28 protein-coding genes are annotated in these 21,227 nt (G+C 61.0%); 9 read left to right on the plus strand and 19 right to left on the minus strand.

The genetic code is table 11. The features are described 5' to 3' along the window. The first annotated feature begins 187 nt into the window (after window positions 1–187). Window positions 188–766, plus strand: a complete 579-nt coding sequence (locus tag JQ609_RS08925; RefSeq protein WP_212212829.1) for a septal ring lytic transglycosylase RlpA family protein — start codon at window positions 188–190, stop codon at window positions 764–766. Window positions 767–792: 26 nt separating this feature from the next. Here JQ609_RS08925 and JQ609_RS08930 read toward each other — a convergent pair whose 3' ends face one another. From JQ609_RS08930 to JQ609_RS08940, 3 genes are read right to left on the minus strand one after another with little or no spacing between them, the layout of a single operon-like run. Further along, complete coding sequence (locus tag JQ609_RS08930) at window positions 793–1,365, minus strand: histidine phosphatase family protein (RefSeq protein WP_212273097.1); 573 nt, start codon at window positions 1,363–1,365, stop codon at window positions 793–795. 28 nt (window positions 1,366–1,393) lie between these two features. Then, window positions 1,394–1,882 (minus strand): hypothetical protein, encoded by a 489-nt coding sequence (locus JQ609_RS08935; RefSeq protein WP_212273099.1) that lies wholly within the window; start codon window positions 1,880–1,882, stop codon window positions 1,394–1,396. A gap of 5 nt (window positions 1,883–1,887) precedes the next feature. Next, window positions 1,888–2,244, minus strand: coding sequence for a DUF6152 family protein (locus JQ609_RS08940; protein WP_212273101.1), 357 nt, complete (start codon window positions 2,242–2,244; stop codon window positions 1,888–1,890). Between the two features lie 213 nt (window positions 2,245–2,457). Here JQ609_RS08940 and JQ609_RS08945 point away from each other — a divergent pair, with 213 nt between their 5' ends. Next, window positions 2,458–3,522 (plus strand): AI-2E family transporter, encoded by a 1,065-nt coding sequence (locus JQ609_RS08945; RefSeq protein ID WP_212273181.1) that lies wholly within the window; start codon window positions 2,458–2,460, stop codon window positions 3,520–3,522. A gap of 59 nt (window positions 3,523–3,581) precedes the next feature. On the opposite strand, the gene JQ609_RS08950 is transcribed toward JQ609_RS08945, so the two are convergent. The 8 genes from JQ609_RS08950 to JQ609_RS08985 form a co-directional block, all read right to left on the minus strand. Continuing rightward, the gene (locus JQ609_RS08950) at window positions 3,582–4,493 is read right to left on the minus strand and encodes a ketopantoate reductase family protein (RefSeq protein ID WP_212273102.1); all 912 of its coding nucleotides are present in this window, start codon (window positions 4,491–4,493) and stop codon (window positions 3,582–3,584) included. Between the two features lie 7 nt (window positions 4,494–4,500). After that, window positions 4,501–5,103 (minus strand): pyridoxamine 5'-phosphate oxidase family protein, encoded by a 603-nt coding sequence (locus tag JQ609_RS08955; protein ID WP_212273104.1) that lies wholly within the window; start codon window positions 5,101–5,103, stop codon window positions 4,501–4,503. Window positions 5,104–5,141: 38 nt separating this feature from the next. Next, complete coding sequence (locus JQ609_RS08960; RefSeq protein ID WP_212273106.1) at window positions 5,142–6,224, minus strand: helix-turn-helix transcriptional regulator; 1,083 nt, start codon at window positions 6,222–6,224, stop codon at window positions 5,142–5,144. Between the two features lie 104 nt (window positions 6,225–6,328). Further along, window positions 6,329–7,393 (minus strand): histidinol-phosphate transaminase, encoded by a 1,065-nt coding sequence (gene hisC / locus JQ609_RS08965; protein ID WP_212273108.1) that lies wholly within the window; start codon window positions 7,391–7,393, stop codon window positions 6,329–6,331. Between the two features lie 164 nt (window positions 7,394–7,557). Beyond that, complete coding sequence (locus JQ609_RS08970) at window positions 7,558–7,707, minus strand: bacteriocin (protein WP_212212852.1); 150 nt, start codon at window positions 7,705–7,707, stop codon at window positions 7,558–7,560. A gap of 95 nt (window positions 7,708–7,802) precedes the next feature. Then, window positions 7,803–8,687, minus strand: coding sequence for a pyridoxal kinase PdxY (gene pdxY, locus JQ609_RS08975; RefSeq protein ID WP_212273110.1), 885 nt, complete (start codon window positions 8,685–8,687; stop codon window positions 7,803–7,805). 222 nt (window positions 8,688–8,909) lie between these two features. Next, entirely contained in the window at window positions 8,910–9,254 is a 345-nt protein-coding gene (locus JQ609_RS08980; RefSeq protein WP_212273112.1) for a tRNA-binding protein, read from the minus strand. A gap of 139 nt (window positions 9,255–9,393) precedes the next feature. Further along, window positions 9,394–9,681 carry a hypothetical protein gene (locus JQ609_RS08985; protein ID WP_212212860.1) on the minus strand — a complete coding sequence of 96 codons (288 nt, stop codon included), beginning with the start codon at window positions 9,679–9,681 and terminating at the stop codon, window positions 9,394–9,396. 221 nt (window positions 9,682–9,902) lie between these two features. On the opposite strand from JQ609_RS08985, the gene JQ609_RS08990 reads away from it, so the two are divergent. Beyond that, window positions 9,903–10,964, plus strand: a complete 1,062-nt coding sequence (locus tag JQ609_RS08990; RefSeq protein ID WP_212273114.1) for a dipeptidase — start codon at window positions 9,903–9,905, stop codon at window positions 10,962–10,964. A 976-nt stretch (window positions 10,965–11,940) separates the two neighbouring features. Here JQ609_RS08990 and JQ609_RS08995 read toward each other — a convergent pair. Both JQ609_RS08995 and JQ609_RS09000 read right to left on the minus strand, forming a co-directional pair. Then, window positions 11,941–12,156, minus strand: a complete 216-nt coding sequence (locus JQ609_RS08995; RefSeq protein ID WP_212212866.1) for a hypothetical protein — start codon at window positions 12,154–12,156, stop codon at window positions 11,941–11,943. A 195-nt stretch (window positions 12,157–12,351) separates the two neighbouring features. Continuing rightward, complete coding sequence (locus tag JQ609_RS09000) at window positions 12,352–13,194, minus strand: hypothetical protein (RefSeq protein ID WP_249127762.1); 843 nt, start codon at window positions 13,192–13,194, stop codon at window positions 12,352–12,354. A 351-nt stretch (window positions 13,195–13,545) separates the two neighbouring features. Here JQ609_RS09000 and JQ609_RS09005 point away from each other — a divergent pair, with 351 nt between their 5' ends. Continuing rightward, entirely contained in the window at window positions 13,546–13,815 is a 270-nt protein-coding gene (locus JQ609_RS09005) for a hypothetical protein (RefSeq protein ID WP_212273117.1), read from the plus strand. A 1,170-nt stretch (window positions 13,816–14,985) separates the two neighbouring features. Here the strand turns inward: JQ609_RS09005 and JQ609_RS09010 are convergent. From JQ609_RS09010 to JQ609_RS09025, 4 genes are all read right to left on the minus strand, one after another. Beyond that, on the minus strand, window positions 14,986–15,183 hold the full coding sequence (locus JQ609_RS09010) for a hypothetical protein (RefSeq protein ID WP_212206593.1): 198 nt from the start codon (window positions 15,181–15,183) through the stop codon (window positions 14,986–14,988). Between the two features lie 230 nt (window positions 15,184–15,413). After that, a complete protein-coding gene (locus JQ609_RS09015) occupies window positions 15,414–15,848 on the minus strand; it encodes a hypothetical protein (protein ID WP_212206594.1) in 435 nt (144 codons plus the stop codon). A gap of 182 nt (window positions 15,849–16,030) precedes the next feature. Continuing rightward, a complete protein-coding gene (locus JQ609_RS09020) occupies window positions 16,031–16,219 on the minus strand; it encodes a hypothetical protein (RefSeq protein ID WP_212206595.1) in 189 nt (62 codons plus the stop codon). A 192-nt stretch (window positions 16,220–16,411) separates the two neighbouring features. After that, entirely contained in the window at window positions 16,412–16,570 is a 159-nt protein-coding gene (locus tag JQ609_RS09025; RefSeq protein ID WP_212273119.1) for a hypothetical protein, read from the minus strand. A gap of 861 nt (window positions 16,571–17,431) precedes the next feature. Between JQ609_RS09025 and JQ609_RS09030 the strand changes: the two genes are divergently transcribed. The 4 genes from JQ609_RS09030 (at window position 17,432) to JQ609_RS09045 (ending at window position 18,952) form a co-directional block, all read left to right on the plus strand. Further along, the gene (locus JQ609_RS09030; RefSeq protein WP_212273121.1) at window positions 17,432–17,923 is read left to right on the plus strand and encodes a hypothetical protein; all 492 of its coding nucleotides are present in this window, start codon (window positions 17,432–17,434) and stop codon (window positions 17,921–17,923) included. Window positions 17,924–18,262: 339 nt separating this feature from the next. After that, window positions 18,263–18,451: a hypothetical protein gene (locus tag JQ609_RS09035; protein WP_212273123.1), complete on the plus strand. Its 189-nt coding sequence runs from the start codon at window positions 18,263–18,265 to the stop codon at window positions 18,449–18,451. Between the two features lie 204 nt (window positions 18,452–18,655). After that, complete coding sequence (locus JQ609_RS09040; protein ID WP_212206599.1) at window positions 18,656–18,802, plus strand: hypothetical protein; 147 nt, start codon at window positions 18,656–18,658, stop codon at window positions 18,800–18,802. A 3-nt stretch (window positions 18,803–18,805) separates the two neighbouring features. Continuing rightward, window positions 18,806–18,952, plus strand: coding sequence for a hypothetical protein (locus JQ609_RS09045; protein WP_212206601.1), 147 nt, complete (start codon window positions 18,806–18,808; stop codon window positions 18,950–18,952). A gap of 85 nt (window positions 18,953–19,037) precedes the next feature. On the opposite strand, the gene JQ609_RS09050 is transcribed toward JQ609_RS09045, so the two are convergent. Further along, window positions 19,038–19,256 carry a hypothetical protein gene (locus tag JQ609_RS09050; RefSeq protein ID WP_212273125.1) on the minus strand — a complete coding sequence of 73 codons (219 nt, stop codon included), beginning with the start codon at window positions 19,254–19,256 and terminating at the stop codon, window positions 19,038–19,040. A gap of 343 nt (window positions 19,257–19,599) precedes the next feature. Between JQ609_RS09050 and JQ609_RS09055 the strand changes: the two genes are divergently transcribed. Next, complete coding sequence (locus JQ609_RS09055; RefSeq protein WP_212206605.1) at window positions 19,600–19,767, plus strand: hypothetical protein; 168 nt, start codon at window positions 19,600–19,602, stop codon at window positions 19,765–19,767. A 330-nt stretch (window positions 19,768–20,097) separates the two neighbouring features. Here the strand turns inward: JQ609_RS09055 and JQ609_RS09060 are convergent, their stop codons facing one another. Beyond that, complete coding sequence (locus tag JQ609_RS09060) at window positions 20,098–21,117, minus strand: hypothetical protein (RefSeq protein ID WP_212273126.1); 1,020 nt, start codon at window positions 21,115–21,117, stop codon at window positions 20,098–20,100. Between the last annotated feature and the right edge of the window lie 110 nt (window positions 21,118–21,227).

The following is a 21,227-nucleotide window of genomic DNA, read 5'->3' on the forward strand; positions in this document are numbered from 1 at the left end:
TCCGGTTCACCGGGCAAAAGCCGGCAACCAGCCGCCCTGCGCTGTGGCCCAATCACCACACTGCAACGGAATTGCGCTGGCGGACCGGGCCTGACTTGTTCCGGCCCCGGTTCCGCCCCGATTGGATTCGGAACATTGGGCGTGGTGGTTTTCGGCTTGGGCTGGGGCGCAAGTTGGGGATTGCAACATGTCCATCGAGCGCGCTGGTATTTCGTACGTCGACATCGGAACCGACCGCACGCTGCGCTGGGCGCATTCGCCGGCCGCAGGGAAAATAATTCGGCTGCTTGCCGTTGCCGTAGCAGCGGCGTCGCTTGCGGCCTGTCAGACTTCGGCCGTCAGTCAGAAATCCGAATTGCGCGCCAGCCGGGTAGCCTCGCTCGACAACGAACGGGCGACGTCCCCCATGATCAAGCGGCGCGTGGCAGCGACCAGAAGGTATACAAGGTTGGCCGCGCGCAGGAATGGCGGCGAACCCAAGACGACGGCCTCGCATGGCGTGGCGAGCTTCTACACCGAGGGCACCAAGACGGCGAGCGGCGAACGGTTCAACACGATGGACATGACCGCGGCGCATCCGACTTTGCCTTTTGGCACCAAGCTACGCGTGACCGATGTCGCGAGCGGCAAGTCGGTGACCGTGCGGGTCAATGACCGCGGTCCCTACGTTCCGGGGCGCGTCGTGGACGTCTCCTATTCAGCGGCGGACGCGCTGGGAATGGTCGGAAAGGGCCTCACCAACGTCAAACTCGATGTGGTTCAGTAGCCGACAGGGACAGGCCGAATTGCGCGTCAATCGAGCAGCAGGCGGCCGACAGGCTCAACGCCGCCGGCGTTTCCGCCGCGGACCACGACGATCTCGCCGCTTGCCGGCGAGATATCGGTGAGGGCCAGAATGTTCGCACCGTGCGTCACGACCAGCAGGTTTCCGCGCCCGGTCCATTTGCCGATCATCGCGCGCGCACCGGTAGTCAAAGCCTCCGTCTGATCGCGCAGCACCACCACATTGCCGAACGTCGGCGCGGCTTCGACCGGACCCAGTTCCAGCAGCGTTGCCGTGTCCATGCAGCGGCACCACGGCGAGGCCAGGATTTTTTCGACCGCGATCCCCTCCGACTTGAGCCGCGCGCCGATCCTTTTGGCGTCGGCGCGGCCCTTGGCGCTGAGATTGCGCTGGGTGGTGCAGTCATCGACCCGGAAGCCCGGCGGATCGCCGACGCCCCCCGGCGCATCGGCATGGCGCATCAGCGCGACATGCCCGCCCGCGCGCAGGGCTGACCAGGCGGCCTCGTCGGCGCGCGCGGTCTCCGCCGCGGCGGCAAGGCCGAGGACGAGGGCGACGATAGCGAAACCGTTGCGACGCATAGCGGCGACCCCTTTCAGAAAATGTACGTCAAAGATAAGCGATCAGACGCCCGGCGCAGACGGCGCCGAGCCACAGCAGCAGCGACACCAGCGCGGTAACCTTGGCGCCGGCGGGGGCTTCACCGTGCCAGAGCGCCACGCGCCGCCACGGGCCGGCATGGGCGATCACGACGTTGACCAAGGCGGCGGCGATCAGCAACAGCTTGGCCTGGAACGCCGGGTTGCGTACCACGTGCGATGCGTCGGCGCTGAACAACAGGAAGCCCATGCTGATCGCCAGCAGAAAACCGATGCACGACAAGGGCAGCAGCAAGTTCGCCATCGGCGCGATCGGGATTGCGCGCCCCCATCCGAGCAGCCGCAAATCGAGTGCGAGGATCGATCCCACCAGCACGACGAAGCCGAGTATATGCAGGATTTCGACCGCGGGATAAAGCGCGGGCGACGAGCGCATCAGATGACCCAGCGCGCTTTCCTGCAAGGCCAGGAAGATCGACGCGGCGGGTTGCTGTTCCACGCGGGCTATCGCAGTTCGATGCGCTTGCCGTCGAGAATGACGTATTCGATGCGCGCTTCGTCCGGCTTGCTGGTGTGGGGATAGCCGAACACGGTGCAGGTCTTGCCGGGCGCGATGAGGTCCGCGGTGATGCCGCGCGCCTGCATGCGCGAAGGCGGCGCCAGCACAAAGTGCCAATGCTTGCCATCGACCACCATCTCGATCTCGCAATGCGGGTTCTCGAAGGTCGATTTCAGGATCTTGCCGGTGACGGTGAACGATTTCGAGGTGTCGTATCCGCCCCAGCCGTGATGGGCAGCCGCAGTGCCTGGCGCAACGGCAGCCGCCAGCGAGAGGAACAGGCGTCGGGAGATTGTTGTCATGACGGCCTCTGCACGATGAAGGACAACACCGATCCGTTGCCGGATTCATAACGCGTTTTGCGTTACCATTCAAACGATCCACCATGCACGTCGCGATAGGCGTCCAAGGGGGCAACGATTGAGCCCGTCAAAAGTTCTATACGGGATGTTCGAGGAGTGCCGTCCGGTTCATTGCCGCGGCAGTGCGGCCAAGGCGACAAGGAGATACCGGCGGTGCGCAGGATTGAGGGTCAAAGTTTTCTGTTGTTGCTGCTCGTGGTCAGCGTCGCGTTTGGCTGGATTCTGAAGCCATTTTACGGCGCAATTCTCTGGGCCACCGTCGCAGCGGTGATTTTCGCGCCGCTCAACCGGAAACTGGTGGCGAGAACGGGCGGGCGCTCCGGGATCGCCGCCCTGGTGACGGTCCTGATCATCATCGCCATGGTCATTTTACCCCTGGCCATGATCGCGGCCTCCCTGACACAGGAAGCTTCCAGCCTTTACGCCAAGGTCCAGTCCGGCGAGTACGACTTTGCGCGCTACGTTCAGCGGATATTCGATGCCCTACCGGCCTGGGCAACAGGTCTGCTTGATCGCTTCAACCTGAACAATCTCCCGGCGGTTCGCGACTGGCTGGCATCCGGTGCGGTGAAGGGTGGACAGGTCCTCGCGCCGCAGGCGCTGAGCATCGGTCTGAACACTTTCGACTTCATGATTGGCCTTGGCATCATGCTGTACCTTCTGTTTTTCCTGTTGCGCGACGGCAAGGCGCTGGCTGAACGGATCAAGCAGATCGTTCCACTCCGCACCGATCAAAAAGCGGCACTCTTCGGCAGATTTGCCGATGTCGTCCGCGCCACGGTGAAAGGCGGCATTCTGGTTGCCATTGCCCAGGGCACGCTTGGCGGGTTGGCGTTCTGGTTCCTGGGGATTCACGCGCCGTTGTTGTGGGCGGTGTTGATGGCTTTCCTGTCCCTCCTGCCGGCCATCGGATCCGGACTGGTCTGGGTGCCCGTTGCAATTTACCTGTTGGCTAGCGGCGCCGTGTGGCAGGGCGTTGCCCTGATCGTGTACGGGGTGCTCGTCATTGGACTGGTGGACAATCTGCTCCGTCCATTCCTGATCGGGAAAGACGCCAAGCTGCCAGACTATGTCGTGCTGATTTCCACGCTGGGCGGCATTGAAGTGTTCGGCTTGAATGGCTTTGTGATCGGCCCGGTGATTGCAGCGATGTTCATAGTGACCTGGGAAAGTTTCTCCGCCGCCCGGCAGGGCAACGACGCCGGGGCTACGGGCTAGCTCGCCAAATCGGCCGCTGCGAAAAATCGATCGCGGGGCGATATGACGTTACGGGAACGCTACGTCCGTCTCCCGGACAATTCCTTGCCGCGCTCCGCCAGCTTCACCATCACCTGGAGCGCCTGATTGGTCGGCGTGGGAATGCCGAGTTCAGCGCCCTTGCGCACCACATAGCCGTTGAGAAAGTCGATCTCGCTGGGCTTGCCGCGCGCCAGATCCTGCGCGGTGGAGGACATCTGGTTCGGCATGTTGGCGGGAATCTCCATGATGTGCCCGGTGATGTCGTCGGGGATCGCGACCCCGCTGGCGCGGGCGACCGCGATCGCCTCCTGCACCGCGCGGGCGACGACATCGCTGACGCCATCGACTTCCAGCATCGGTCCATAGGAAATGCCGGCCACGGCGGACAGCGCGTTGAAGGCGCAGTTGATGATCAGCTTGCTCCACAGCGTGACTTCGATGTCGTCCGATATCGTAATGCCGACACCGGCGGCTCGCAGCGTTTGCGCCAGCGCTTCGCTGGCGGCCGAGGCGCCGATCGCAAGGTCGCCGCCGCCGTGATGCCTGACATGGCCGGGCCCGGCCATCTCGCTGCCGACATAGACGACGACGGGAATGACGGCGTGGCCGATGATAGCGGCGAGGCGCGGCGCGTTGTCGACGCCGTTCTGCAGGCTGAGCACGGAGGTTTCCGGCCGCACGCGTCCAGCCAGCGACCGCCCGGCCTGCTCGGTATCGGCCGACTTGACGCACACCAGCACCAGATCCGGCGAGGCGAGGGCGCCAGCGTCGGTTGCGGCTTTGGCGGGCAGATGTCCCTTGAACGTCCTGGTGTCGAGCAGAAGGCCGTTTGCGTTGATGGCATCGACATGCGGCTGCCGGCCGATGAACGTTACCTCATGTCCGGCCCGCAGCAGCAATCCTCCATAGTAGCAACCGACCGCTCCGGCGCCGACGACCGCGATTTGCATGCTGTTCCTAGCCCTTGAAGGTGGGCTGGGGTGGATGCACGTAATCCTTAAAACTGTCAAAGCCCTTCCACGCCGGCTCGGGCGCCTCATATCCGGCGCGCGGCGCGTAAACCGAGGGATCGTTGAGCTGCATGTCCGGGATGTAGCGCGGACAATTCGGAAAGATCACGCGCGCGGCGACGCGGACGATCAGCTGCGCGCCGACGGTGCTGGCGAGAAGCGGATCTTCGCGGCTGACGGTTGCCGTACCGTTGACACGCAGGCGCTGCGGCCTGCCATGCATGGCAATGAACAACAGGCCGACATCGGCGTTCACCAGAATATTGCCGAGGCTCTTGAACATGCCATTGCCGTCGTAATCGGGGAAGGCGAGCTCGGACGGCCCGGTGACGGTCACGAAGCCCGGCATGCCGCCCTTGAACGAGCAATCGGGCCGGCCCTCGGCATCGGCGGTCGCCAGGAAGAAGTACGGCTGGTTCTCGATGAACACCCGGTCGTCAGGTGTGAATTCCTCGCGGGAAAATTCCTCCAGACGGTCGGAAATCCGGCGGCTGTCGAACTGATCCTGCAGCCGGCGATTGCCCTCGTGAAACATGACGGTATCGGTCATCGCTTGCCTCGTCGGTCACAGGGGGGCCGTGCAGGTGCTTACAGCAGCTTTGCCAGCACCGCGACCAGCTCGGCCTGCCGGTGCACGCCGGTCTTGGCGAAGATGCTCTTGAGCTGGCTCCGCGCGGTCTCCTTTCCGATCCCGAATTGATCGGCGACGTTTTCCAGGGACTCGCCGCGCGACAGCTGCGTCGCGAGCCTGGCTTCCGCCTGGGTCAGGCGAAACACCGTACGCAAGTTCGTTTCCGGCGTTGGAGATCGGCTATCGGGATCGATCAGAATGACCATGGCCTGGCAATCAGCCAGTGCATTGGCGGTCGAACTGGAAAGTCGCGCCGGGTACGCAAGCAGCGGCCGGCCGGTCGCACGAGGCAATGCGACCGGCGCGGAAAGGCCACCGGTCGGACGCCACAGCAGATTGTGCAGGGCGCGGTTCAAGGCCGTCGTCGCCCGCGCATCCTTGGCGGTCAGCTGGCCCTGTACGATCCTGACATCATCGACCAGAAGACGCTCGGCCGACGCATTGGCCTTCAATACGTTGCCATGGCGGTTGATCAGGACCACCGCCGTGCCGCTCATTTCAAAAGCTTCCAGCGCGCCTGACGCGGCCGACGCGCTGAGCGCGCGGGCGATCGCGGCGCCGGTCGAAAGCCGACTCGATATGCGCGCCAACTCGTCCTTCTCGTCGGCCGAAAACGGTCCCTGATCGATCGTTCGCTGCAGCGCCACCGCCCACAGGTCGTCGCCGCAGGCGACCTTGACGCCGGCGTACCAGCGCAGCCGGTGCGGTCCGAGGAACTCCTGGTAATAGGGATGTTTGGCGATCTCATCGGCGCTGTGGCCGTCGAAATCGTCAGCGACCCCGCGCTGCGTCAGGGTCGGGACGGTGCGCATTCGCTCGTCCTGCGAGTGCCAACCATCCCGGAAATAGTCTTCCATCACTCTGGAAACACTTTCCGTATAGGGAACATTCGGGAGGGCATCGCCCGACAGTGGCAGCATGACGGCGCCAAAGCTCCCGGTGGCCGCGGCCACGGAAGTAAGCGCCTGGACCCAGCGCGCGGGATCAAGGCCAGCCTCGGCAAATTCCTGTTCGGCGGGGCCGAAATTCCACGCTGGCAAGGGTTCTCCCGATCGCAAGCTAGAATCTGAAGCTGCTCAGAAATTACGCCGGGGTCGCTGGGAAGGCAACAACCAGCCCGATTTTCCGGCGCTAACCTTGCCCGTTACGCGCTACCCAGGATTTCCGACAGTGCCGACAACAACCGGTCGGTTTGCCCGTCGGTACCGACCGTGATCCGCAGATAGTCGGATATCCGGGGCGCGGCAAAATGGCGGACGATCACCGCACGCTGGCGCAGCGCTGCAGCCAGCGCCGCGCCCTGATGCGCCGGATGGCGTGCGAACAGGAAGTTGGCGGAGGACGGCAGCACCTCGAAGCCAAGCCGGGCCAGGCCGTGGGAAAGCCGCTTGCGGCCTTCGATCACGCTGGCGCGGCTCTGCTGAAACCAGGCTTCGTCTTCCAATGCGGCGATGGCGCCGGCCTGGGCGGGGCGGCCGAGCGGATAGGAGTTGAAGCTGTCCTTTACACGCGTCAGCGCTTCGATCAGACCGGCGTCGCCGATCGCATAGCCGACGCGCAAGCCGGCGAGCGCCCGCGACTTCGACATGGTTTGCACGACCAGCAGGTTCGGGTGCGAGGCGACCAGTGGGATCGCGGTCTCGGCGCCGAAATCGACATAGGCCTCGTCGATGACAACGGGCGCATCGGGGTGTTGCTGCAGCAGGGAAGCGATCTCGGCCCGCGACAGCGCCACCCCGGTCGGCGCATTTGGATTGGGCACGATGATCGCGCCGGCGGGGCGGCGATAATCGGCGAGCCGGATCCGCATGGCCTCATCGAGCGGCACGGCCTCATAGGCGATGCCGAACAGGCGGCAATAGACCGGATAGAAGCTGTAGGTGATGTCGGGGAATAGCAACGGCGCATCGTGCTTGAGGAGGGCAGCGAAGGCGTGGGCCAGCACCTCGTCCGAGCCGTTGCCGACGAACACCTGCTCGGGGCGCACCTGGTGGTAGGTGGCGAGGGCCGCGCACAGCGCTGACGCCTGCGGATCCGGATAGAGGCGCAAGCTATCGGCGGCCTCGCCACGGATGGCTTCCAGCACGCGCGGGGAAGGGCCCAGCGGGCTTTCATTGGTGTTGAGCTTGACCAGATCCGCGATGCGGGGCTGTTCGCCCGGCACATAGGGTTTCAGGTCGTGCGTCAGGCGGCTCCAGAAACGGCTCATGTCTTCTCCAGCGGGCGTCGTCATTCCGGGTTCGGAATGACACTATCAATTGCGCGCCGCAATGGCATCGAAAACACGTCTCGGGTGGACGCACGAGCCAACGGGCGTAATCCGCCGCTCCGGACAACCCCAGAAGCGGCGGATTACGCTGTCGCTAAGTCAGCCTAAGACTTCTGCCTGTCCATCATCATCCGAATCTCGAGGAGGAGTTCGTACTGCTTCAAACTCACCTGATGGCGTCCACCTGACACGGCGTTGAGTTCCTTGTCGGAGAGCGCATCGATCTTGGCATTCACAGCTTTATCGGCGTTCATGGCATTTCTCCCTGTGGCAGGGGGTGCGCGACCACCGCGTCCCGTTCTGTGATCTGGAGCATGCCGCGCGGCGAACGCCAGTTCCGTGACTCACATCACGCCTGATCGGATGAGGTCTGAACCTGCGATCCGTCGATAACGACCGCCTCGAATAGCCGCTTCGGATTAACGAGCAACTCCGCGCTCTCGACGATCCGCATTTCCTCCGTCCCGCGCGCCGCGGTGCGCTCCAGCACGGCTGATATGGCCGACGCCGCGTGGCCGAGCGCTTCCGGTGTGGCTTTGTTCTGAACGCGCGCGGAAGCGAAGAGCGCGGCGAACAGGTCGCCGGTGCCATTCGGGCTGATGGGCAGTTTCGGCGTGCGCACACGCCAGGCGCTTGTCCGCTCGATGGCGAGGGTCTCGATCTCGCCGTCAGGCGTATCAGACAATTCGGCCGACGTGACGACGACCGTCGATGGACCGCGCGGCATCAGTGCGCGCGCTGCTTCGATCATTTGATCCGATGTGGAGGCCTTCGCCCCGCACAGCCACTCGAACTCGAAATGATTGGGCGTGATGATGTCGGCGAGGCCGCACAGCCGGTCGCGCACCAGCGGCGGGATGTCGGCTTTCACGAACAGGCCGCGGTCGCGATCGCCAAGCACCGGATCGCAGACATAACAGAGGGCCGGGTTGCGGGCCCTGGCGCGTGCGACGAAGTCGGCGACGACCGCGGCAATGTCAGCCGAGCCGAGATAGCCCGACACGATCATCTGACAGGTATCGACCGCCCCGCGCTCCTCGATTCCGAGCAGGAGATCGGCGACCAATTGCGCCTCCAGCACCCGGCCGCGGATGGTTGGATAGCCCGGCCGGTTGCTCAGCAACGTCGTCGGCACCGCAATCACGTCGATGCCGTGCATCTGCATCGGAAACACCGCGGCAGAATTGCCGACATGGCCGTAAGCGACCTGGGACTGGATGGAGATAACGGTCATGAAATCGAATGTAGCCCGGATGGAGCGCAGCGCAATCCAGAATGCTCACTTGTTTCCCTCTCCCCTTGTGGGCGAGGGTGGCTTCGCGAAGCGAAGACGGGTGAGGGGTTCTATCCCCACGATAAAGCCTGCCGTAAGGAGAGAACCCCTCATCCGGCGCTTCGCGCCACCTTCTCCCACAAGGGGAGAAGGGAAGACAACAGATCATCCAACGCTACTAACTCAAAACACAGGCTCGCCGATCGCCACCTCGCTGCGCGGGCCGAGGACGATCACGCTGCCATCAGCGTCCTTTGCGCCGAGGATCAGCAGTTCGGATGTGAAGCCCGCGATGTTCTTCGCACCCAGATTGCAGACGCAGACGACCAGCGAGCCGAGCAGGGCTGCGGGCTCATAGTTCGTGATCTGCGCGCTCGACCACATGATCCTGTCAGCGCCGACGTCGACGCCGACCTTGAAGGAGGGATTGCGCGCGCGGGGGAACGGCTGCATATCCACGACCTTGCCGATCCGGATGTCGAGACGGGCGAAATCGTCGTAGGTGGCCGGGGGTTTCAGAGCGGACATGTCCTGCGTATGGCATATTCGCGATGTCACCGGAAGTGAGTTGCGCAGGCAACCCAGCCGATGGACGTCTCGTGCAAGGCGGCGAGGCGCGGTAGCCGCCATTTTCGTTTCAGCCAAGGCGGCGGACTACGCCTGCGGCTCAATCCGTCCTACTGACTTTTTTCGATATTTTGATCGATACAGATCCCCGGCGCATGTCGGTGATCCCTGACGATCTGAGAAAGGCACGCCGCTGGACGAAACCCTCATCGGGGTCTGCGGTAATACAGCCATCCTGCAGCTCATCGTCGAGGAATACTCTGACATCATAACCGTCCGCGATGAGCGCCAGATGATTGCGGTAGCCGGGATCGAACATCACAGACGATATACGGCCAAGGAAATGCTGTTGTACAAAGCGGCGGAGTTCAAATGCGTCCGCGGTCATCACACATAGCTCCAACTCGATGCGTGATGCTGGCTGAATAATGCTTTGGCCTCGGATTTGTTCCTCCGGAATCTCTCCCGCTAATCGTCCCCGCGTACGTGTTCGCAGGGACGACAAGCAGCGGGCTACTTGCTCATTAGAGGTTGCACAGGGATCGGTTCTGCGGAAAATTGCAGGCGATCTCGCAACTCGCGATATCTGTCACGGGGCACCTGTAAACAATGACCACCAACATTTCCATCTTCGACGGCCACAACGATGTCCTGCTGCGTCTTTACAAGTCTGAATCCAGCGACGTGGTGTCCGATTTCCTTGATGGCGAAGACGCCGGCCATATCGACCTGAAAAAAGCCAGGGCCGGAGCTTTGGTCGGCGGTCTGTTCGCGATGTACTCGCCATCGCCAGGCAACTTTGCGTCGCTCAGCAAGCAGATGACGGGCGGCCGTTATGCGGTGCCGCTTCCTGATCCACTTCCCATCGAAGAGGCACGGAAATCCGTCGCCGGTGAGCTGGCGATCCTGATGCGGATTGTCAGGGGATCGCAGGGCGCCGTGGCGCTTTGCAAGACGACCGCGGAGATCCATTCGGCGATCGAGCGCGGAGCGCTGGCGGTGGTGCTGCATCTGGAAGGCGCCGAAGCGATCGACGGTGATCTGCATTTTCTGGAGGTGCTGTATGCAGCGGGCCTGCGCTCGCTGGGGCCGGTCTGGAGCCGGAATAACATTTTTGGTCATGGCGTCCCGTTCCAGTTTCCCGGCGGGCCGGATACCGGCGACGGGCTGACCGTATCAGGTGAAAAGCTCGTCAGCGCCTGCAACGAAATGAAGATCCTCGTCGACCTCTCGCACATCACCGAAAAGGGCTTTTGGGATGTCGCGCGGCTTTCCAAGGCGCCGCTGGTCGCGACGCATTCCAACGCGCATGCGTTGTGTCCTTCGCCGAGAAACCTGACCGACCGGCAATTGGCCGCGATCCGCGATTCCGGAGGAATGGTCGGTCTCAACTTCGCGACCTGCTTTCTTCGCCCTGACGGCAGCATGGCCGCCGATACGGATGTCGAACTGATGGTGCGCCAGCTCGACTATCTCATCGACAAGCTCGGCGAGGACCACGTCGGATTTGGATCGGATTTCGACGGCGCGACCGTGCCGGCGAAAATCGGCTCGGCGGCTGGGCTGCCGGTGCTCATCGGGGCTCTCCGGCAAAATGGATACTCCGAACCGCTGTTGAAGAAGCTGGGCTCGACCAATTGGCTCAATCTGCTCGAGCGAACGATTGGCTGAAACCGGCATCGTCGCTCCCGACCACGCCTGCTGCCTGCCGTTCGCGCGATCCTCGGAAAATTCGGGGTACTCCGAAAGGGTAGCTGTTGGTCGCGCAACTTTGCGGACCTGCTTCACGCAAACAGGTCGGCGCCGGCGGGCGTGAACTTCACTTCGGGGGCGGACTGGTGTTTCCAGAGCCAGCCCTTGGCGAACCGCCCCACGATCCGTTATTCGAGATCGGGGTGATAAAATCCCTGTGCAGGGCCGTTGGTCTGGTGGCGCCATCGAACAACACGGTAACGCCCGTGTTGCTATGGCTCACTTCGACAACGATCCCAGTTTGCCCGGCCAGTTCCGGGCATCGAGCGGCACCGAGTTCACTCATCTTAAAACGAGTGCCGGCGACCAATCTGGTGGTTTCCTGATCCATCCCTGAAACTATGCAATGGTGAAAAGGTCTTTCCGGCTAAAATGCAATGATGCCAACTGGTTATAATAATTAATTGCGCGACTCAGGCAGTGACCAATTTAAGTACGTTCCGGGTTCGGTCGCCTGTTCGATATCCGACATTACGGGCGCAGTTACCACTCTTTCCCGGGAATTCGAATGAAGCGAGCGACCTCGAAACCGGGAACGCGGCGCGTGTCCGGCGCCGATTAATATTGGTCGCAGGCTGCGTGCTTTTGGTTCAAAGGGCGGGGCCTCAGCCCGCGCTCCTGACCGATTGCCGCAGGATCGTCTTGAGCTTTTCCGGCGGCATCCAGCGTGCATCGCTGAGATAGATCTCGTGATGCGGCCCCGCAAACGTCATCCCCATCGCAGGCATTGCCCTTGCAATGGCGCAATCCATCGCTTGAGACAGGTAGCGGCGGATTACGCTCCGCGAATCCGCCGTGCAGGCTGCGAATGGTTGGCAAACATGTCGCCAACGTCAAGCGCGACGTGGTGCTGCGCTAGCAGGTGAGGGCGCCTCTCATCCGAGAGGCGGCGCATTCATGCTTGGTCTTTGGGCACGTATTTGCCCGCGATGCATTTGTATCGCTGCAGTTTCCATTGGTGATACGGACCCTTGGCGAGCCATTCGGCAATGCCGATTTGCGCGTTGACCATACAGGCGGTCATGGTGATGCCTGACTGCTCACTGTTGGTGACGACTTTCTCCAGGCATAGCTGGCCGTTGCAGAGAACGGCGACAAGAGTAACGAGCATGGTGTCCTTCGTTGATAGGAAATTCCCGGTCAACTAACTCCATGCAGATTGCATGCCATGATTCTGCATGCGCCGTACGCAGCCAAAGGCTGTCCCGGTAGTACTACGGGCGCGCGAATCCAAACGCCGCAAGCGCGCTACCCGGTGGGAGATTGGCGCAACGGATCCGCGCAAGGCGCGGCTCACCTTACGGTTCTACGGGCTGCGCGGCGACCATGGCCATGACACTGACGATTGCGGTTTTTTGGCTTGCGGCCGCGCCGCGGCTGGCGCCGGCTTTTGCGTCTGGGCGACATTGGCCGGCTGCCGCGGACGCGGCAGTGGTGTTCCGGGCATTACCTTGGGCTCTTCAGGGATCATCTTTGGTTCTTCAGACATCGCCTTTGGCACTTCGGGCATCGCCTTTGGCTCTTCGGGCAGCGTGTTTAACTCTGCCGCGCTGGCGATGATGCGGGCGAGTTGTTGCTGGCTTGCGTTGACGCGTTCGGTCAGCGTCTGGCTTTCGCGCGCCATCTGGATCTGGGCCGCCCTGAGCTGTTCGATGATGCCGTTGTTGCGCGCGATTTCTTCCCGCCCCGCCGCCAATTGGCTTCTGAGATTTTCATTGTCGCGGATCAGTTGGTCTTGCGTCGCCTTGTGCTGTTCGAGTGATTGCCTCACGGCAGCGAGATCGCGCGCCATCGGTTGGAGTTGCTGCTCCAACGCGGCAGACGGGGCAATAGCGACAGGTGCGGCGTTCTTCGGTGCAGCGGCTTCCGGCGCCGCCTGTGCCAGAGCTATCGGAGCTGAGGGGGCTGCCGTCATCGCGGTATCAGGGGAGGATGACCACCACCAGGCGACGACACCCATGCATGCCGCCAACAGGCAACCGGCGACAGCCACATGGCGCCAATCCGCCAAGCGATGCTTCGTTGCCGGCGGGACGTGAGGCGTCTTCATGGGCGGCGGGGTAGAAGGATTAAATCCCGCTTCGCGCGCCAGGTTCGAAAGCTGCTCCTCCAGGCTCGCGATCTGCCCTTCGGCGAGCCTGTTGCTCATTGTGGAATCCATTTGGTGCTCCGTATCACATGCAATGGCACCCGCTTGATAGCGATCCGCACATCTGCGTTTTAACGCAGCCGAGGAGGCGGAACTATGTTCACGGCCGGAGAACTACGGAAGGAACTCTGACCTTTGCGCGCGCGCCGCATCCGTCGCCAGCCAGCGTAGCCCGCACGCGAAACTTGCAGCGAACCTTCTCGGCGTCTCATGCGACCAACGCGTGGTCCGCATTCCAGGATCACCATCATCACATTCCAGCATCACATTATTGTGCGTTGCAGCATTGAACTATTGCGACGCAGCAAATACACCTAGATCCCCGTTCCAAGCCATCGAAGGAGAATTGCCGTGAAGAAGATTTCCCTGTCCGTCGCTGCCGCCGCCACGTTCGCGATCACGGCCGCTGGCGGCGCTGTCGCAGCCGAGTTGCCGTCTTACGAAAAGGCAGGCTTGCCGGTCTCGGCCGTGCAGCTTCAGGTGATGGGCGCTGAAAACGTCCAGCAAGCATCGCCGGCCGCCACGTCGGTCACATCAGTTCAGCTCAGCGTCCTGACACCGCGGAGCAAGCTCACGACCGCCCAAGGCCGCAGCGAAACCATCGGCCGCGCCATTCAGTGAGGACAGATGCTTGGTCGGCGCTTCAACCGGCGTCGACGCACGAGCACCCTGTCGCGCTTGCAAGAAGCCCGCGATGTCGTCGCGGGCTTTTTGTCGTGACGAGCGCGCACAACGGCGAGGCAACGTGTTGTTAGGAATTGATCCGCGCTGATTTGTGCGATTCCGATTCGTTCCTTGCGAACAAACTGGAGTCGGATGGAGAACAAAGCCGCCTTGGCTGATCCATGCTGCGCAGGGGCCAGGCCGGTAGGGCGCTTCGCTGGTTTCGATCATGACAATGATGGTCCATGCGTCCGCGATCTCGCGGCGTGAAGCGTCCGAGTTTTGCGACTTGACCCTCCTGAAGGAGGGCGCAGGGAATGCCGGATGCGCGCTGCACCCGCGGTCTCGTGTGCGGTTTGCACAAAACAAAGTGCACACGAGCATACAGGGCAGCGGAGAACATCCGACATTCCCTGCGCAATGGCTTTACGGCTTATATCGCGCTCTCCCCGGAGACGAGTTCTTGATTGACTCCGTCGCCCCTGATCAGCTTTTGGCCTCACAGGAACTTAACGCCAGCAACGGGCGCCAGGACCACGCGTCTTCGCCGTACGCCTCTGTCGCGTTACGTCTCCGCAACATCGGCGTCCACCGCAACCCGTCCAACGTCCGTGACGACGGCCGACGCCCTCTGAGTGGGACGGGATGGCAAATATATGCACCTGATTTTCATTCTGGTAAACAGAAATATTTTTTATTTCGGGGCTTGACAAGATTTCCGCAAATCAGAAGTGATTTGCCCGTCGGGTTGATTTGTCGCAGCTGGTGCACGCAAAGCGGTCTTGACTGTTTTGGCATGCGTGTCGGGTATCATTCCGGACACAACGGTACTTGTGAGCGCACGCCAAACTTTTGCTGAACTCCGCCAAAAGCGCACAGCATCCCCGAGCAGGTTACCGCTGGCCCCATGCGACACGCGACAGCGCTCACCGCCTTTGTGTACTTGTCGTACACAAAATTAAAGCCGGGAATGCGCGATCGCAAACATCCTCAAACGTCGCGGTCGCGCGGTACCCGCATCGGATTTTCGACCTTCACAGTACCTTGCGGCCGACTGCGCAGGTCACCATCCTTACGACGGTCCCGCACCGACAGTCATCACGCCGCGTCGGCCTGCACCCGGTGCGCTTACCCCTGTTGGGTCAGTTGCTGCATAATCTGCTGAAACATTTGGGCCGGATCGTTCTGACCACCCCCACCACCGTCCGTTCCTCCGCCTTTGATTTCCAGCACTTTGACCGCCACTAGGGGGAGCCGCATAAAGCCGCCAGACACCGCATCAAGCTCGCGCACATTCAGAACTTCGCTCGCGTCATTATTGGTCATCATAATTCCCCTTTGAAGCCAGCGGGATTGCTGGTGCGGCCACCTTTAGCGGTACCGTTCTCGTCGCGATGTGACGGCGATCACACTGCCAGCCCTCGCGACCGGCGACAGCGGCAGTCCAGGCGCGACCGGGCAACGGCCCGCAGCATAGCCCACGGTGGTGCACGAAATTTGAATTGCGCGCGAAGCGACGCAGCGAGCGGAGCGGTCTACGCCTTCGCCTCAGCGCATCAGTCGGCGTCGGCGATCTGCCGCTCGTAGTCGGAGGCATTGGATTTATCCGTCATGACCTGCGGACAGCGGAAGCAGGCCTCCTTGCCTTCCTGACGAAACCAGCGACAAGTGGATCTGATCTGGCACGCAGGAAGCGCGTTGACCACCACAGGGGTGCCCGCAACGATGCGTTCGGCCAGGCTGCACGCGTTGCCTTTGAAGTGCTTGCAGCCGCCGCTGGCGCCGGCGCACGGTGCCGCAATTCGGAAAAGTTGCGTGGGCTTGGCCGGTCCTGCCAGCGCCAGCAGCTTTTCGGAGACCGGCAGGGTCTCGGTGAGATAGCCAACCCTGTGTTCTTCAGGTGTGCCTGTCATGACGCCAAAGACGCGCGCGCCATCAGCGGTTGCCTGGGCACTCGGGCAGTCGATCTCTTGGCTGGATGCTCGGGACATCAAACGACCCTCCGGTTCGAGGCCGGTGCCGATCGATTGCCTCACCGCAGTTGGGTGTGCAGTGGGAATCGCAATCCGCGGCTCTGCCTTGAACGCTCAGTCTCGCAAATGCTTATCTGAAAAGCCTTCGAGACGGCGTCCGGCGCATCACGCGCCAAACGCCATCCCGCATCTGGAATCAACTAACTTGTCAGCTTGGTGGTGGTCGTCTTCGGCCCAACGGCGCCTGTCGTGGTCGTGCCGGTGCCCTTGGGATCGGTGCGCCTGATCATGCCGCCTGCGACGGCTTCGAGTTGCTCCGGCTTGAGCTGAACCGGCGCTTCGACCTTTTTGTCGGCGGACTTCTGGGAGTTCGTATCAGACTTTTTCATCTGCGCTTCTCCTCTGCCGAGACGAAGCGACCATCCGCTTCGACTGTGGAAGGATGCTATCACGGACTGGATGATTTACCAGATCGCACAGCGGTGCTGCTGTGTGACCATCATCACAACGCCGCGCCAGCAGACGCGGGGCTTCGGCCCCGCGCCTTCGCTGCTTGCTTGTCGGCGAGGCACAAATGCTCTTCACTGTTTCATGACAGCCATGGCTCCGAGCATGAAGGACGGGTTCAACAGGCACGCCGCAGCGAAAACCTTGGTCGTCGTATCCATCCCGCCAGCGACCGAGTCCCGTTCGTCCATCGTCAGTTCAGTCGACGTCTCATTCGAATTTGTGCGTTCCATGATCTCCTGTTGCCGTTCCGATGCACCATTGCATCGGCATGGACAGGACAATGACGGATCAACGAGGTTCGCGCTGTTACGCGGGGAACAGCAACGCGGTAGAGCGAATGGTTCGCATCACACCTAACGCTTGTTAATTTGCTCCAATTGGCTTCCTAGAAAGCCTGCCGCGCGCCACAGCGTAAGCGGGTTGGTCCGAGCGCAAGGAGACCTTTCACATGTCAGGTCTCTTCACCCAACATGAACCGCCCGCGACGGAAAGCGTCGTCGGAGGCCCGGTGATCACATGCGGGACAGGCAAGTTTCATATTTCGACTTTTCCATCGCTCGAGAGGCTTGTGAAACCACGATCTCATGGTCATCTCCGGGTTTGGCAATCAACCAATGCTACCAGAGCGGGAAAGTACGGTTCGTTGGTCGAATACGCAATCCGCCGCTTTGGCTGAATCCTTAGCGGCGGATTACGCCGGTACCTGTCATCGGGCCGCGCCTTGCGCGGACCCGTTGGGCTCCAATCCGATCTACACGCTGGCGCCGATACGCGAGCGCCCGCATGCGAAAGCCCGCGACGTCGTCGCGGGCTTGTCGTGATGAGCGCGCACAAACGAAGCAACGTGTTGTTAGGAATTGATCCGCGTCGATTTGCGCGATTCCGATTCGTTCTTTGCGAACAGACTGGAGTCGGATGGAGAACAAAGCCGGTGCTGCTGCGTGGTTCTCTGCAGTCGATGTCTCAATCGTCGGAGCTTACGCCTCTTCATGAGCTGCTGCGGACAAGCCGCTTCGAATCGTGCGCGCTGTGAGACTTGCGACTCCTTGCCGGAGGTGGTCATTTCGGCCCGGGGACAGGCGGAGGCTGATATGACACGAATTCTTTTGGCGATGTTGCTGCTCGCCGGCTTTTGGGCGGCGCCGGCGCTGGCGCAAACCAAGGTTGGCGACTGGGAGGTCGAGAAGCGCAGCGGAGACGATCATTGCAATGCGGCCCGCGCCTATACCGACAAGGACGATGACAACAGCGACTACGTGATCGTGCTGAGCTACTCGAAGGAAGCGATCGTCGTGGCCGTGATCTACGACGGATGGGAGTGGGAAAAGGTCGGCAAGATCCTGCGGGCCGATGTCGGCACCGACGACAAGGACATCATGAAGAAGGCGAAATGGGAGATCGTCGACAAGACCGCCATCCGCGGCACCTTCGAATTCCAGCAGTCGATCCTGGACAAGCTCGGCAAGGCAAAACTGCTGACGATCGATTTCGAGGACGACGAGGACAACAGCGTCGAAATCAAGATCCCCCGCATGGGCGAGGCGCTGGCGGCGCTGAAGTTTTGCGAGGAGAACAAGAAGTGAGGGGGAGGGTGTGCGTCATCCGCCACTCTCGAACCGATTCATCGAATTCGCGTCGCCAGCCGTCAGCCATCACGCGAACAACCCGGCGCCGGCCGGTTTCTGCCACGAAGTTCAGCTATCAACGATTCGGTCAAACCGGCGCCCCTCAACCCCGCTATGGTTTGACTGGCCCGGCGCGTGGTGGAAACGCAGCGTCGCGCGTCGGGCCACCTGATCTTGGCAATGATCGTGCGGCGGCGGTGCACGTGATTCAAATCACGGAAACTGAATCGCCGTGGTCTCATCCTGACCCGATGGATCGAAGGATGATCCTTTCTTTCTTATCCAACGGAGCAGAACATGAAGACGCGGAACGATGAACTCGGCTACATGGAGAGCACGGTCGAATTGTCGGTTGCCGACCTGGACCAGGTGAGCGGCGGCCGGCGCGCGATCGAAGGCGAGATCCAGTACCTGAACTGGGTCAAGCAGTTTTATTCGCCCTGGGCGAATATCAACTTCGGCGGCGGCCGGACTATGGTCGCTTAGCGAGTAGGGCGGATTGGAGCGAAGCGTAATCCGCCGCTTTCGAAAACGCGTAACGGCGGATTACGCTGCGCTCCAATCCGCCCTGCGAGCTGACCGGTGGGGCTTTTTCTTCTTGTGTGATGCACGTCACGGCGGCTCCGGTACGCGCCCGGCATGCTCCCCTCCAGTTCAACGGCGCACAGCGCCACAACACGGAGCGGGGCAATGAGCAAAAAGGCAGTTTGGTTGAGCGATGCGGATCTCGAATCCGTCACCGGTGGCGACACCAAGTCTCCGCCCGTTACGACCGTAAGCCGGGTGAAAACCTCCGACAAAATGCAGCAAGCCGTGCTGGCGTTCATTAAGGGGTGAGCCATGAAGACCGAGCAGGTTCAATCGACCGACAAAATCTCCGACGAACAACTCGATAACGTCACCGGAGGACGCAAAGCCGGCGAAGGGCAGAAGGACTTTCTCGTCGTGAAGCTGAGAGAGGCTTTTGTGGCAAGCTACAGCCTTTGATCTAAAGCTTTCCGCGCTCGCTTTCCTGCCTGCGAAAACAAACGGCCCTCGCATTTGCGCACGAGGGCCGCGTCGTGGGTGCAGTTCAAGTGGGACCGACAACGGTTGTCGTGACGCCCTTTTCACCTTCCTTCCGCGAGGTGATGATAATCCCGCCACCTGGAAGGTGAAAATTTCCTACCCACATCTGCTTGCCGTCATTGCAGGTGATCCAGCCGTTATTGTACCAGCCGCCAGCGACCGCATCGAGTTCGCTTGCAGAAAGCGGCCGGATGTCTCCGCTTGTATTGATATCAGTGTTCACGATATCGCTCCTCCGGTGATCGTCCCGGGACTGTCCCGTGACTGTCGGGCAGCACATCTGATGCTTTGTCGGACCGCAGTGACGGCTGTCACATCTTGACCGATACGAGCGCGGTAGGGCGGATTAGCGAAGCGTAATCCGCCGCCTTGGGGAATCCGAAACGGCGGATTACGCTTCCGCCTTCGCTCTTTGAGCTACGGCGGACAGGTCGCTCCAATCCGCCCTACGAGCTCTAGTCCGTGGCTTCGGTAAACTCATTGAACCGATCTCTTGCTGGGGTCGTCCAACAAGCGTTCCACTTCAAACCGAGGCCGCCGGAGCGGGCCTCACGAAAGGATCGACTATGAGCACGACCAAAAAGCTGCGTAAGGACGACGTGATCGAGGTTCGCAAGCTGCACCTGGCAGCTGGCAGGCTCTCGAACGATGAACTCGCTATCGTGACGGGCGGCGGATCGATCCGCATCGTTTGCGATGACCATAAGGTGATTGGGACGCGCCCCACCAAATAATTCGCCTTGCTACCACGCGCCGGGCCGAGCAGTATCGGCGCCGCGTTTCCACACGGCACCTCGCTCCCGGTTCGCCAGTTCGGTGGGCCGGAAGTTCTGGTCTGGCGAGGCCATTTTGTATTTTGCGGGATCGTGACCGGCGTCCTCGCCCCCAAAACTTGACCGATCACAGCGCGGTAGGGCGGATTAGCCGAAGGCGTAATCCGCCGCCTTGGAGAATCCGCGGAATTACGGTGACAGTGCTCAATTCTGAGTTGAGTGCACTGTCACCGTAATCTTCTCGGTGGAATTCGGAGCGGCGGATAATGCTGAAGACCGGGGCCTCACGGGTTATGCGCCGGCTCTCATCATGATTTTCAGGCGTAGGTCCCCAAGCATCTCGGGCGCGGTCATATCATACAATTCAACGTCTCGGTCAGGGTCTACGCGGAGCGTCGAGCCAAGCGCGCTTTGAATATCAATCCTGTTTGCTTGATGAACCTTTTTTACGGTGGCCATCACGCGTTTGGCGCGAGGGTCAGGCAACTGAAGGAGCCGCAGGTTTTGCGCGTGGAAGCCGAAGCCCAGAAATAGAACCAGCTTCGCTCCTTGTAGAGCGGTAACCAAATGACCGCTATCGTGCAGGGATTCGTTTTCGGTATACGTTCGAATGCCCGCCAACATATTAAATGGATCGACCGCACCACCAAAAAGGACATGGTTAGGGATGCTCGGGAGAAGGGGGCCGACGCTCCCGTACGGTCTGATCATGTTCAGGCCGGCAACGATCAAAGCGGCGCCTGCCTCTTCGATTCCAATCCGCTGAAGAGCGAAGTAGAGATACTGTTCAATGCAACGATCGTAATTGAAATTCACAAAAGTGATATTGTCAAATGCGCTCTGAATCTCGCTCTTTTTCAATCCTGTTATAGCCATAGAAAATAGCTGCTCGACCCAGCCGTCACGTCCTGCATTCTCATCAAGGCGCCCGGTTCGCGAAGAAAGTGCAAGAGCGCTCTTCTGTTCTGCTTTCAATATCGATCGTATAATACAGAGCTTGCCGAGCGTTATCGCCTCTTCGTTCTCGCTGAGCTGAAATAGAGCATCATCAACAGAGACCGCAGACGAGATTGCCGCGGCCAACTCGTTTCCGCCCCGGGTAAAGCGATCGAGCTTGGGCTTGTCCTTTTGATATTGCCGGAAAAGCAAATTGAAGAGGTCTTGGTCCCCCTTCGAAGGCATGTGCGAGTAGTGTTCAAACCTGAATCGAACATCCTCGGCAATGTCCGCGGCCAACTTGTACCCGAGCGGCATGTTGTACTCGACGCTAGCTCCTGCTCCGACCACAACGACAATCGGGCTAGTAAACATGGGCACCTTCCATCTCTGAACGATCTATCTCTATGATTAGATCAACTACGAAAGCGTAATCCGCCACATTGGTTGATCCACAAGCGGCGGATTACGCCTTCGGCTCCAAT

This window comes from Bradyrhizobium sp. AUGA SZCCT0169 (assembly GCF_018130085.1).
Taxonomy (GTDB): Bacteria; Pseudomonadota; Alphaproteobacteria; order Rhizobiales; family Xanthobacteraceae; genus Bradyrhizobium.

Excerpts from the sequence above, each read along its gene's own strand:
- JQ609_RS08925 (WP_212212829.1), top strand. The coding sequence starts at position 188 with ATGTCCATCGAGCGCGCTGGTATTTCGTACGTCGACATCGGAACCGAC.
- JQ609_RS08930 (WP_212273097.1), bottom strand. The coding sequence starts at position 1,365 with ATGCGTCGCAACGGTTTCGCTATCGTCGCCCTCGTCCTCGGCCTTGCC.
- JQ609_RS08940 (WP_212273101.1), bottom strand. The coding sequence starts at position 2,244 with ATGACAACAATCTCCCGACGCCTGTTCCTCTCGCTGGCGGCTGCCGTT.
- JQ609_RS08950 (WP_212273102.1), bottom strand. The coding sequence starts at position 4,493 with ATGCAAATCGCGGTCGTCGGCGCCGGAGCGGTCGGTTGCTACTATGGA.
- JQ609_RS08955 (WP_212273104.1), bottom strand. The coding sequence starts at position 5,103 with ATGACCGATACCGTCATGTTTCACGAGGGCAATCGCCGGCTGCAGGAT.
- hisC (WP_212273108.1), bottom strand. The coding sequence starts at position 7,393 with ATGAGCCGTTTCTGGAGCCGCCTGACGCACGACCTGAAACCCTATGTG.
- JQ609_RS08970 (WP_212212852.1), bottom strand. The coding sequence starts at position 7,707 with ATGAACGCCGATAAAGCTGTGAATGCCAAGATCGATGCGCTCTCCGAC.
- pdxY (WP_212273110.1), bottom strand. The coding sequence starts at position 8,687 with ATGACCGTTATCTCCATCCAGTCCCAGGTCGCTTACGGCCATGTCGGC.
- JQ609_RS08980 (WP_212273112.1), bottom strand. The coding sequence starts at position 9,254 with ATGTCCGCTCTGAAACCCCCGGCCACCTACGACGATTTCGCCCGTCTC.
- JQ609_RS08985 (WP_212212860.1), bottom strand. The coding sequence starts at position 9,681 with ATGACCGCGGACGCATTTGAACTCCGCCGCTTTGTACAACAGCATTTC.
- JQ609_RS08990 (WP_212273114.1), top strand. The coding sequence starts at position 9,903 with ATGACCACCAACATTTCCATCTTCGACGGCCACAACGATGTCCTGCTG.
- JQ609_RS08995 (WP_212212866.1), bottom strand. The coding sequence starts at position 12,156 with ATGCTCGTTACTCTTGTCGCCGTTCTCTGCAACGGCCAGCTATGCCTG.
- JQ609_RS09000 (WP_249127762.1), bottom strand. The coding sequence starts at position 13,194 with ATGAGCAACAGGCTCGCCGAAGGGCAGATCGCGAGCCTGGAGGAGCAG.
- JQ609_RS09010 (WP_212206593.1), bottom strand. The coding sequence starts at position 15,183 with ATGACCAATAATGACGCGAGCGAAGTTCTGAATGTGCGCGAGCTTGAT.
- JQ609_RS09015 (WP_212206594.1), bottom strand. The coding sequence starts at position 15,848 with ATGTCCCGAGCATCCAGCCAAGAGATCGACTGCCCGAGTGCCCAGGCA.
- JQ609_RS09020 (WP_212206595.1), bottom strand. The coding sequence starts at position 16,219 with ATGAAAAAGTCTGATACGAACTCCCAGAAGTCCGCCGACAAAAAGGTC.
- JQ609_RS09025 (WP_212273119.1), bottom strand. The coding sequence starts at position 16,570 with ATGGAACGCACAAATTCGAATGAGACGTCGACTGAACTGACGATGGAC.
- JQ609_RS09030 (WP_212273121.1), top strand. The coding sequence starts at position 17,432 with ATGACACGAATTCTTTTGGCGATGTTGCTGCTCGCCGGCTTTTGGGCG.
- JQ609_RS09035 (WP_212273123.1), top strand. The coding sequence starts at position 18,263 with ATGAAGACGCGGAACGATGAACTCGGCTACATGGAGAGCACGGTCGAA.
- JQ609_RS09040 (WP_212206599.1), top strand. The coding sequence starts at position 18,656 with ATGAGCAAAAAGGCAGTTTGGTTGAGCGATGCGGATCTCGAATCCGTC.
- JQ609_RS09045 (WP_212206601.1), top strand. The coding sequence starts at position 18,806 with ATGAAGACCGAGCAGGTTCAATCGACCGACAAAATCTCCGACGAACAA.
- JQ609_RS09055 (WP_212206605.1), top strand. The coding sequence starts at position 19,600 with ATGAGCACGACCAAAAAGCTGCGTAAGGACGACGTGATCGAGGTTCGC.
- JQ609_RS09060 (WP_212273126.1), bottom strand. The coding sequence starts at position 21,117 with ATGTTTACTAGCCCGATTGTCGTTGTGGTCGGAGCAGGAGCTAGCGTC.